Consider the following 11,406-nt stretch of genomic DNA (forward strand, 5'->3'; position numbering starts at 1 on the left):
CCTGTCTGCAGAAAGGAATCATATCACATGCTGATTATTTTATCTCTTATTACTGTGTGTATTATCACCGGCGTTTTCTGGTACATATTATTTTCCCGCCGCGAGCGGCGGCTTCTTGCCCGTCTGCAGAAAATGGTGGATGACGCATCCGCCGGCAGCCTGCAGCGCAGCGAAATCTCCGAGACAAAATTTTCTGCACTGGAGAACAGTCTGAAAAAATTTTTAAATGACAGTCAGCTCTCAGCCGGAAACCGCCTGCAGCAAAAGGAAGTTATCCAGAGCCTTATCTCCGATATTGCCCACCAGACCCTGACGCCAATTTCCAATATCATGCTGTATGCTGACCTTTTAAAGGAGCATACCGCCGGACCATCCGCAGAAATCGACACTATCTGTGAGCAGACAGAGAAGCTGGATTTCCTGATTCAGTCACTCGTTAAATTGTCGCGCATGGAAAACGGCATTATCAGCGTTCATCCAAAGGAAGAACATATCGGGCAGCTTTTCGATGCGCTGCGCCAGGAATTTGAGGCAAAAGCCGTAGAAAAAGAAATTGCTCTTGAAATTATCCCCTCCTCCTTTTCTGCCGTTTTTGATTTCCGGTGGACGCGCGAAGCAGTCGGAAACATTCTGGATAACGCTATTAAATATACCGCACCTGGAGGACATATCCGCATTTCTTCAGAAAAATATTCCTTTTTTACCCGTCTTGATATCGCAGACAACGGTATCGGCATTGCTGAGGAGGAGCTTAACCGTATTTTTTCACGGTTTTACCGCAGTATGGATGCGGAGGACGAGCCAGGCACCGGAATCGGGCTGTATCTTTCCAGAGAAATTCTCCGTATGCAGAAGGGCTATATAAAAGTAAGCTCCCAAAAAGGAGCCGGGTCCGTATTTTCTGTATTTCTGCCAAATGTCTCATAACTGTAACCTTGTAGAAACCTCCCGGAGATATTCCCATGCTAATATATACTCACAAATGAATATCTGACAGAAACCGGTATGACGCAGGTCTGCGCTCTGTTCCGGGTTTTGCCGGATATACAGAATGTCTCATACAATGAGAGGAGGTTCTTATGGATATTTTAAAAACAACACAGCTTACCAAAATTTATGGAAGCGGCGACACGGCTGTTCACGCTCTGGAAAATGTAAATTTAACTGTGGAAAAAGGGGAATTTGCGGCAGTTGTCGGCACCTCCGGCAGCGGAAAATCCACGCTTCTGCATATGATTGGCGGTCTGGACGTTCCCACCTCCGGCAAGGTTTTCGTTGACGGACAGGAACTCGGCGCCATGACCGACGAGCAGCTCACCATTTTCCGCCGCCGCAACATCGGCTTTGTATTTCAGATGTACAATCTTATTCCCATGCTGAATGTCTGGGAAAACATTATTCTTCCGGTAAAACTGGACGGAAAGACGCCGGACAGGGCCTATCTCCAAAAAATTGTGGAAATACTCGGTCTGGACCAGAAGCTCTCCTGCCTGCCGAACGCACTCTCCGGCGGACAGCAGCAGCGCGTCGCCATCGCCCGTGCGCTTGCGGCAAAGCCTGCCCTTCTGCTCGCGGATGAGCCGACCGGAAATCTTGATTCGAGAACAAGCCAGGATGTGCTGGGACTGCTCAAAATTACCGGTGAAGAATTTTTCCAGACCATAATCATGATTACACACAATGAGGAAATTGCGCAGCTCGCCGACCGCATTCTGCGCATTGAGGACGGGCACCTCACCTCCGCCGGTTCTCCGTGCATTGAGGACGGACATCTCACCTCCGGCAGCTCGCCGCGCCCGGAAAAAGACAGGCACACCGACCAGATGAATTTCTCCCTGGAAAATGATGCTTTCGCAACGCAACATCCACCTGCTTCCCGGCACAATGATGCTTTCGCAGCGCAACATCCACCTGCTTCCCGGCACCCGGATTTAACGCCTGTCTCCCCGGACAGCTCTGACAGGAGGTGACGCACATGGTAAAAGTAGAAAACCGCAAAACCTTATGGTTTCTCACAAAACAATTTCTGAAAATAAACCGGGCGCGGAATTTTATCGCCATCCTGGCAATTATTTTAACATCCACGCTTTTTACCACGCTCTTTACGGGTGCAGGCTCCCTGTTTCTCTCGCAGCTTGAAACAAACAAAAAGAAATATATCACAGATTGTCACGCCATCATCCAGCAGCTTTCTTCTGAAGAGGGACAGCGGGCGGAGGCTGTTCTGAAGGATGTTTCCTTCGTGGAAAAATACGGCAAAGATATATTTCTCGGAATTGCCTCCGGAGAAAATTTTCCTTATCTTCTGGAGCTCCATGCAGGCGACGAAAACAGCGCCCGCAATCGTTTTGCCCTGCCCACACAGGGGCGTATGCCGCAGACAAAGGATGAAATCGCCGTAAGCACCACTGTGCTTGACGCCCTGGGAATTCCTCACAAAACCGGTGAAAAAATAACGCTGCCGGTTTCCGTTTCCGATGGCGCGCTGGAAGAAGAAACCTTCACACTCTGCGGCTACTGGAAGGGCGACCTCGTATCGCAGTACCAGTTTGCGTGGGTCTCAGAGGACTATGCACAGGAAAAACTTGCTTCGGATAATATTTCAGGAAATGTCTTCTCCTACGCCGTGTGGTTTAAAAATACCCGGACCATTTCCGAAAACATCCTCACCTTAAATGAGCTGTCCGGATTATCCGAAAGCGGGCGCAGCGGCAACGGCTTTTCCATAAGTCCCGCCTATGAAATCGCTTTCAGCGGGGAGGGTGGAATTTCCGTTTCCTCCATAGCGGCTTTCCTGGTTGTCATCCTTCTGGCGGGATATCTTATTATTTACAATATTTTCAATATCTCCGTAAAAAATGATATCCGCACCTATGGTCTGCTGAAAAATGTCGGTACCACCGGAAAACAGCTAAAGAAAATCGTGCGTATGCAGGCGCTGGTATTATCCGCCGCCGGCATTCCCATCGGGCTGGCGGCAGGTTATATCGCCGGCGTACTGCTAATCCCCGTTCTGACCGCCTCGCTAAACGAAAAAACAGAAACGGTATCCGCCGCCCATCCTCTGATTTTCCTTTTTTCGGCTGCGTTTTCGCTGCTTACGGTCTATCTGTCTGTTCTGCAGGCGTGCCGCATCGCAGCGCGGGTATCGCCTGTGGAGGCGCTGCGTCTGGCGGAAAATCCGCAGACCCGCAGGAAAAATAAAAAGAATTTCTCCGTTTCCTGCATGGGAATGGCGCTGCAGAATATGAGCGGCAACTGGAAAAAGGGCGTTATTGTCATGATGTCCATTGCCATATCGCTTACGACTCTGAATGTCGCAGGTATTCTTATCAGCCGCCACAATTTTAAAGATATCAGCGACCTCTATCTTGCTGCTGATTTTCAGCTCAGCAAGCTGACCAGCACCGCTGATTTCGCCGATTTTCATGCAATTTCGCCCGAAATCCGCCAGACGCTGGATGTCTGCCCCTATGCGCAGGAAACTGGTTACACCTATTTTTCCAGAGAAACGCTTTCCATGCCGGAACACCTGCGCAAAACCTATGAACGCATTACGGATAAATATCTAAAGCAGTGGGGCTATGACTGGGATGAGACCTGGCAGGAAATCAGCGCCTCCAACCAGATTCCCGTACTTTATATGGGAATTTCCAGAGCAGTCTTTGACCAGCTTGACTGGAGAGGCGAGCCCGCCTCCTGGGAAGATTTTCAGAGCGGACAATATGTGATTGTGAATTATCCCTACAATTACTATGTTGATAAAACAGATTATTACTATAAAAAGGGAGACTCCCTGACGATGACTTACCAAAGCGGTGAGGAAAAGACGTATGAGGTGCTGGAGGAAGCAATGCTGCCGTATCTGCTGGACTTTCCTTACACGGAGCTGATTTCTGTAAAGGTCTATGTCCCTGATACCGAATACATCGCCTGCACCGGAGACAATTCTGCCATGCGCGCTATCATAAACGCCATACCGGGACAGGAAAAAAAGGTGCAGCAATATATAGAAGAGCTTATTCTGACGAAGGATGATACCTTCCAGTTTACGTCTGTTCTTGATTTAAAGAAGGACTTTAACCGGTATCTCAGCAAATATTACATCATCGGCGGTCTGCTCGCCTTCGTGCTCGCATTGATCGGCATCATGAATTTTTACAACACCACCGCCACCTCTCTCATCAGCCGGAAAAAAGAGCTGGCTCTTTTAGAGGCGGTCGGCATGACCAAAAAACAGCTTCTGGGAATGCTGGTTTTCGAAGGTCTTTTTTACCTTTGCGGCGCTGTCATCATGGCGGGTATCCTCACTTTCCTGTACAGCAGAAGATTTACAGACAGAGCCATCCCCCTGTATGCCTTTCTCCCCTTCGCGCTGATGATTCCGGTGCTGCTCTTCATCGCCTGGGCAATTCCAAAAGCCCAGTTCCGGAAAATGAACCGGGAAAGTGTAGTGGAACGCATCCGGCAGCAATAACTCCATCATCGCCCGGCAGACGCAGGTAATCTCCATGATATGTGGCACAGATAAGCTCTGCCCGGCATAACACCCCGCCCTTCCGGGCGGGGATTATCTGCCAAACTCCCGTTTTATCACCTCTTCCGCTGCAAGCAGATACGTCACCTGATAGTATTCCTTTTTTCCGTCTTTGATTGCCACAAAATCAATTTTTATTTTGTTCTGACAAAACATTTCTTATTTTTTTCATTTTATTTTGTTGAAACAAAATAAAATTACATTTTTCTATTTTGTTTTGTTATAACAAAACAAGTTTCTCAGAGTTTCTTACATCCCGCTTCCATTTTTTTAAGCTCCGGCAAAACAATACATAACATCGTAATAAAGCATGCCAGCCCTCCAATGATGTTGGACACAGGCTCAGCCATAAATACCCCTTCTGCCCCGAATCCACACACATAAGGAAACAGATACGTCAGCGGAATGACCATAACTACCTTTCTGAAAAGGCTGAAAAACACTGCCTGTTTCTTTTTGTTCAGCGCCTTAAACACGGTCTGTCCGCTGTACTGCAGCGCCTGAAAGATATACGCAAAAAAATACAGATGCAGCGCCGGAATAGCATCCGAAAGTAATGTCTTATCTGAACTGAATATGGAGATAAACATTTCCGGTCTCCATAATATCATAATCCATACAATAAAAGTATAGGGAACCGTGACTGCCATCATAATAGCAATGGCTTTGCGCACATTTGTGGCCCGCCTGGCTCCATAATTATAGCTTATAATAGGTGAGGTTCCTTCCACTACCGCCATGACCGGGGTATCCAGAATCTGGCGCACAGAAGAGACGATTGTCATAATAGACACATAGATTTCCCCGCCGAAAGTCATCAGCACACTGTTGCAGGCAATCTGCACCAGCGAATTGGTGCACTGCATGATAAAGGGAGCTGTCCCAAGACCCACAATATCTCCAGCGAAAGGAAAATAATCCCGAATCCGGGATACTTTCCGAAAATAAATCCTTTGTTCAAGCTTTTTGCCAAAAAGACAGCGGGCCACCACAATTACAGAACAGCCCTGGGATATCACTGTAGCCACTGCCGCTCCGCTGACTCCCATTTCCAGCACAAAAATAAAAAACGGATCCAGTATCAGGTTGAGCACCGCCCCAACGACCACCGACAGCATACCGATTCCCGGAAATCCCTGGGCATTGATAAAAGGATTCATGCCCGTCGTAACCATAGAGAACAGGGTTCCCGTCAGATAAATGCGAAGATAAACTACCGAATAGCCAATAGCATTATCCGAAGCCCCGAACAGACGAAGAAGCGGCTCCGCAAACAGCTCTCCTGCCGCCATGATAACCAGCGCCGTCACCACAAGCAGCCGGAAAGACGTATTCATGATCGTTTCCGCTTTCTCCTTATTTCCTCTTCCCAACTCCATAGAAAAAAGCGGGGAGCCTCCCATGCCAAACATATTCGTAAAGCCGGTAATTAAAATAATAACAGGAAAGCACAGACCTACCGCGCCGAGGGCGCTTGTCCCTTCTCCCGGAATCCTTCCGATATATATTCTGTCCACAATACTGTAAAGCAGACTTAAAACCTGCGCAATCAGCATAGGAAACGCTGTCCTGGCAATATTCTGTGCTATCTTTCCATTTTCAAAATCCACTTGCTTCATATGTGCAATCCTTCTTTACAGAACCTTATATACCGCCGTCTCAAAGGGCTGCAGCGTTACTTCTCCTTTGTGCCGCGTTCCATCATACAAAAGAAGCATCTCTTCTTTGAGATTTATTTTCTGTGCAGTCTGCATATAATTGAGCACAAACAGGTAACGACTGCCGTTTTTGGTTCTCTGCACGATTTCCACCTCTTTGGGAACTTCCAGCAGATCAGCAAACGGACGCAGCACTCCCGCATAGTCAAGCAGCATCTCCATATTTGTTCTGGAGAAGGTGCTTCCAAAATGCAGTGCTTTTCCTTTCCCGTTTTTCTTTTCAATCAGCGCCGCCGCCCCCTTATAATAGCTGTCCGTATAGGAGGCAAGCACGCGCGCACCCTTAAGCGGCCGCATGATATCATGAAACACCGGCATGTCCATTGTCCTGCCATCATCCCACATAGCGCAGACGGGCGGCTCCGCCGGACTGGCAAATGTAAAATCCGTCACATCCGACCCCGTCAGCTCCTGCAGAAGCCCCGGCTGCGGCAGCATCACACATTTTCCATTTTCCTGCTTATAACCGCTGCGGCAGCCGATTATCAGCGTGCCGCCCTGCTCTGTATATTCCCGCAGAAGAGCCGCGCGTTTCTCTGTCATAATAACCGGATGCGGATAAATCAGCAGCGGATATTTTGCCAGGTCCTCCAGCGCGGTATCCTCCTGCAGATAAATCACATTATACGGCGTGTGATATATCTGCGACGCCGCAAAAATCTCTTCCTCACTCGCCTGCTGTACTCTTTTATGCCATACATCCACATTCGTATCCCAGCAGTTATCATAATCGTTTAAGACGCCAAATGCCGCCGTATATTCTGCGCCGCACACCTCATCCAGCATTTCCAGCTTTTTGTAAAAATCCTTTACCTCCGCCAGTTTGCGGTTGTCGCGGTTATCATAGTCGAGAATGCCATGCCAGTAGATTTCCGTTCCCACCGTACAGGTGCGCCAGCGGAAAAAGGAAATATAGTCCGCGCCGTGCGCAACGCTCTGCATCGCCCAGAGGGTAAGCTGTCCCGGACGCGGCGCCGGTCCCTCCATCCTGGTCGTCCAGCCGTTTGCGCCGGACTGCTGCTCCATAATGCCAAAATGCGGGCAGACAGAGCGGGTCTCCGTCAGCTTTTTCGACCAGTGACGGTCATTTAAATCCTTCGAATTCTGCGGGTCGCAGCCCAGCCCGAAGGCAAAGCTCGGATAAGAATCATAGGTATACACATCCAGACACTCATCCATCATCCGGTGATTGTCCAGATTCCAGAAAATACCGTTTGTCGTAATAAAATCTTCATCCTTTTTGTATTTCCGGATAATGTCCGCCTGCATCCGGCAGAAACGGACTGTGCTTTCCGAAATAAAACGGAAATAATCCAGATGCATATGCGGATTATAGCCCTCATTCAGCAACGGCCGCGGCACGAAAATCTGCTCCCACGCCGTATAGGTCTGGTTCCAGAATACTGTTCCCCACGCCTCATTCAGCGCATCCAGTGTGTGATATTTCTCCTTCAGAAATTTCCGGAAAGCAAGCGAATCCGCCTCAGAATAAAATTCGCTGGTTTCGCAGTTCAGCTCATTATCAATCTGCCAGCCGGTAATCGCCGGATGCTTTCCATAGTGCGCAGCAATTTTTTCCACGATCCGCGCTGACAGCTCCAGATATTTTTCAGAATTATAATTATAATGACGTCTGCCGCCGTGCCGGTACAGCACGCCATCCTCTCTGGCGTTTAATACCTCCGGATATTTCTCTGTCAGCCATGCCGGAGGCGTCGCTGTCGGCGTTCCGAAAATAACCTTCATCTCTTCTCTCTGGCACAAATCCAGAAATTCATCAAAAAACGTATAATCAAAAACGCCCTCCTCGCGCTCCACCTTGCTCCACGCAAATTCCGCCACACGTATCACTGAAATACCTGCCGCCTTCATGCGCCGCAAATCCTCCTGCCACAGATCCTTATCCCAGTGCTCCGGGTAATAGCAGGTGCCCATTGTCATATGCTTCCACTGAAATCCCTGTTTTTTCCTCATCCTGTTCCTCCTGTTTTTCTTTTTGCAGAAAAATTCTCCTGTTTTCTTTCCGTAAAGCTTCTGTCGTCTTTATTTTAATGTACAGATCCGTTCCGTGATTTTTCTTACGCCGCAGATATCAAATATTTTTTTCCTTATAAAATCAATCATACTGCACGAAATATAGATGCAGATTGAAATTCCCAGAACCGCCAGCAAAGCAGCCCACCAGGCATCGAAAGCATGTTTCTTGGAAATTCCTTTTATCAGATTTTCCCAGACCATCGGATGCGTATGTATAATATAAACGGAAAACGCAAGCGGCGAAGCTGTCATGATCACCTTTCTCAGCGCTCCGCTTCTGATTTTTACATTTTCAAATATCAGAAACAGGCAGACAGCAGCCAGAAAAATAGTTGGTGTGGTGTACCCGGTAAACATCCTGCCGAATTTCGGTTCCCCATAGATTTTGCGGGTATGGTTTTCCACAACAATCTTAAAAGCCCAGGAAAACGCTGTCAGGGCAAGATACGCTGTCAGATACTGATATTTTTTCCATCTTCTGAAGCTGCAGGTGCGGATACAGGCTCCAAATAAATACAAAACTACCAGCCATACAAAGCTGTAGCCGCCCACCAGAGAAAGAAAATCTGATTGATTCACCTTCGGCAGCGCCGTGCTCACGCAAAACAGCAGAAACATTCCCAGCGCCATGCGCTTCCGCTCTTTTTCATTCAGCGCATTGACCAGCTTATTCAGATAAGGCATCACGATAAACAGCCCGGCATACGCGCTGAAATACCAGTAGGTTCCCCAGGAAACCGGAAATATCGCTTTCCAGAGGCTGTCCTCCATTAAAAGCTGCGGCGCGGTAATCCAGTAAATAAGCGTAATTCCGGCGGAATAAAAAAATACGTTCAGCCAGAGCTCCAGAAGTCTTGCCGGACGGTGCTTACTGGTAATGCCCACATAGCCGGATAAAATACCGTAGCAGTCTACCGCACAATATGCGCAGGTTTCCAGAAACCAGCAGGCATAATAGGTGCCCTCATTTCCCTGCACACGCGCCATTGCTCCTCCGGGCGAAAGAACATGCAGATTTACAATTAAAAACATGCAGACCATACGCAGCAGATCCAGACCGTAATTTCTTTCCTGTCTTATCATATCACATTTCTTCTTTCTTATATCATAAAAAAACACCGATTCAAAGGAATCAGTGCTTTGAACATGAAGCATCGGGGATTCGAACCCCGGACAACTTGATTAAAAGTCAAGTGCTCTACCGACTGAGCTAATGCTCCAGAATATATAATTTTTTGTGATAACGCCAGCGCATAAGACCATGTGTCCGGCTCTTATTTCAATTTAAAATGCCCAGAACCGGAATCGAACCAGTGACACGAGGATTTTCAGTCCTCTGCTCTACCAACTGAGCTATCTGGGCAAGGTAACATATCTATATAATCTTTTCCGCGGGCTCCATATTCAGAAACTCTGCCATATCCGCAGGCTCCAACCTCAAAAGCTCCGCTTTTTCGCTTTCGGATATTCTTCGAATATCCTCTCCGTCTTTTTCATCCAGCCCTCTGCGTGCAAGCACGCGATGTCTGTCTGCAAAATCCAGACGCCTGCTCTCTTCATTACATAAAAAAATTGCGGGGATAGGATTTGAACCTATGACCTTCGGGTTATGAGCCCGACGAGCTTCCAGACTGCTCCACCCCGCGATAATATATAAGGTTTTTAAAGCCGATGATCGGACTCGAACCGATAACCTGCTGATTACAAATCAGCTGCTCTGCCAATTGAGCCACATCGGCATACCAGCAAGGTATGTTCGCTCAACGAAAATCAGCTTCGCTTCATTAAGGTTCGCGAACCGCTTTTCAGCGAATGGATGGAGGTGGATTCGAACCACCGAAGCAATTTGCAGCAGATTTACAGTCTGTCCCCTTTGGCCACTCGGGAATCCATCCATATTCCTTTTTATAAGGAAGTGGGACCTATAGGGCTCGAACCTATGACCCTCTGCTTGTAAGGCAGATGCTCTCCCAGCTGAGCTAAGATCCCATATCTCTTGGTGCATATAAACATATGCCAACGACCCAGATCGGACTCGAACCGACGACCTTCGCCGTGACAGGGCGACGCTCTAACCAACTGAGCCACTGGGCCATTTATGTACCTTCAAAACCGCACAGGAACCACAATCTCTCCATCCTTCTCTCTTACCCGGACCTTCCGCCTTTCGGCTTTCCTGGTCAAGCTTTCGACCTATTAGTGACAGCCAGCTCCGTGCATTGCTGCACTTCCACCCCTGCCCTATCAACCTCGTCGTCTTCAAGGGGTCTTATGTTTTCACTGGGATATCTCATCTTGAGGGGGGCTTCACGCTTAGATGCCTTCAGCGTTTATCCCTTCCCGACTTGGCTGCCCGGCCGTGCCACTGGCGTGACAACCGGTGCACCAGAGGTCAGTCCATCCCGGTCCTCTCGTACTGAGGACAGCTCCTCTCAGATATCCTGCGCCCACGCCGGATAGGGACCGAACTGTCTCACGACGTTCTGAACCCAGCTCGCGTACCGCTTTAATGGGCGAACAGCCCAACCCTTGGGACCTACTACAGCCCCAGGATGCGATGAGCCGACATCGAGGTGCCAAACCACTCCGTCGATGTGAACTCTTGGGAGTGATAAGCCTGTTATCCCCAGGGTAGCTTTTATCCGTTGAGCGATGGCAATCCCACTTTATGCCACCGGATCACTAAGCCCTACTTTCGTACCTGCCCCACCCGTCGGTGTCGCAGTCAAGCTCCCTTCTGCCTTTGCACTCTGCGGATGGTTTCCAACCATCCTGAGGGAACCTTCGGGCGCCTCCGATACCCTTTCGGAGGCGACCGCCCCAGTCAAACTCCCCGCCTGGCATTGTCCCACCGCCGGCTCACGGCGGCTGGTTAGAAGCCCAGTACTGCAGGGGTGGTATCCCAACAGCGGCTCCGCTGCGGCTGGCGCCGCGGCTTCACAGCCTCCCACCTATCCTGTACGTGCAGTACCGGACCCCAGTACCAGACTGGAGTAAAGCTCCATGGGGTCTTTCCGTCCTGGCGCGGGTAACCAGCATCTTCACTGGTACTTCAATTTCACCGGATGCATTGTCGAGACAGCGCCCAAATCATTACGCCTTTCGTGCGGGTCG

At 49.0% G+C, this 11,406-nt stretch carries 6 protein-coding genes, 7 tRNA genes, 1 rRNA gene and 1 pseudogene (1 of these 15 running past the window's edge); 3 read left to right on the forward strand and 12 right to left on the reverse strand.

The genetic code is table 11. The annotated features are described in order from the left end of the window. Window positions 1–27: 27 nt before the first annotated feature. The 3 genes and pseudogenes from NQ534_RS09615 (at window position 28) to NQ534_RS09625 (ending at window position 4,477) form a co-directional block, all read left to right on the forward strand. Window positions 28–927 carry a sensor histidine kinase gene (locus NQ534_RS09615; protein ID WP_006863040.1) on the forward strand — a complete coding sequence of 300 codons (900 nt, stop codon included), beginning with the start codon at window positions 28–30 and terminating at the stop codon, window positions 925–927. 152 nt (window positions 928–1,079) lie between these two features. Then, a pseudogene (locus NQ534_RS09620) lies at window positions 1,080–1,736 on the forward strand (ABC transporter ATP-binding protein); the annotation flags it as partial. A gap of 239 nt (window positions 1,737–1,975) precedes the next feature. Then, complete coding sequence (locus NQ534_RS09625) at window positions 1,976–4,477, forward strand: ABC transporter permease (RefSeq protein WP_006863038.1); 2,502 nt, start codon at window positions 1,976–1,978, stop codon at window positions 4,475–4,477. Between the two features lie 93 nt (window positions 4,478–4,570). On the opposite strand, the gene NQ534_RS09630 is transcribed toward NQ534_RS09625, so the two are convergent. The 12 genes from NQ534_RS09630 to NQ534_RS09685 all read right to left on the reverse strand — a co-directional run. Beyond that, complete coding sequence (locus NQ534_RS09630; protein ID WP_006863037.1) at window positions 4,571–4,693, reverse strand: hypothetical protein; 123 nt, start codon at window positions 4,691–4,693, stop codon at window positions 4,571–4,573. Window positions 4,694–4,776: 83 nt separating this feature from the next. Next, window positions 4,777–6,156, reverse strand: a complete 1,380-nt coding sequence (locus NQ534_RS09635) for an MATE family efflux transporter (RefSeq protein ID WP_006863036.1) — start codon at window positions 6,154–6,156, stop codon at window positions 4,777–4,779. 15 nt (window positions 6,157–6,171) lie between these two features. Then, window positions 6,172–8,229, reverse strand: a complete 2,058-nt coding sequence (locus tag NQ534_RS09640; protein WP_006863035.1) for a beta-galactosidase — start codon at window positions 8,227–8,229, stop codon at window positions 6,172–6,174. 69 nt (window positions 8,230–8,298) lie between these two features. Continuing rightward, a complete protein-coding gene (locus tag NQ534_RS09645; RefSeq protein ID WP_074680076.1) occupies window positions 8,299–9,375 on the reverse strand; it encodes an acyltransferase in 1,077 nt (358 codons plus the stop codon). Window positions 9,376–9,439: 64 nt separating this feature from the next. Beyond that, window positions 9,440–9,512, reverse strand: a tRNA-Lys gene (locus NQ534_RS09650). 70 nt (window positions 9,513–9,582) lie between these two features. Beyond that, window positions 9,583–9,655 (reverse strand) — tRNA-Phe (locus NQ534_RS09655). A gap of 209 nt (window positions 9,656–9,864) precedes the next feature. Then, window positions 9,865–9,938 (reverse strand) — tRNA-Met (locus tag NQ534_RS09660). A 20-nt stretch (window positions 9,939–9,958) separates the two neighbouring features. Further along, window positions 9,959–10,031, reverse strand: a tRNA-Thr gene (locus tag NQ534_RS09665). 74 nt (window positions 10,032–10,105) lie between these two features. Further along, window positions 10,106–10,187: transfer RNA gene (locus NQ534_RS09670), tRNA-Tyr, on the reverse strand. Between the two features lie 21 nt (window positions 10,188–10,208). Then, window positions 10,209–10,281: transfer RNA gene (locus NQ534_RS09675), tRNA-Val, on the reverse strand. Window positions 10,282–10,312: 31 nt separating this feature from the next. Then, window positions 10,313–10,386 (reverse strand) — tRNA-Asp (locus NQ534_RS09680). Window positions 10,387–10,468: 82 nt separating this feature from the next. Beyond that, window positions 10,469–11,406, reverse strand: a 23S ribosomal RNA gene (locus NQ534_RS09685); it runs 1,946 nt beyond the window's last position.

Source organism: Marvinbryantia formatexigens DSM 14469 (genome assembly GCF_025148285.1).
Taxonomy (GTDB): domain Bacteria; phylum Bacillota; class Clostridia; order Lachnospirales; family Lachnospiraceae; genus Marvinbryantia; species Marvinbryantia formatexigens.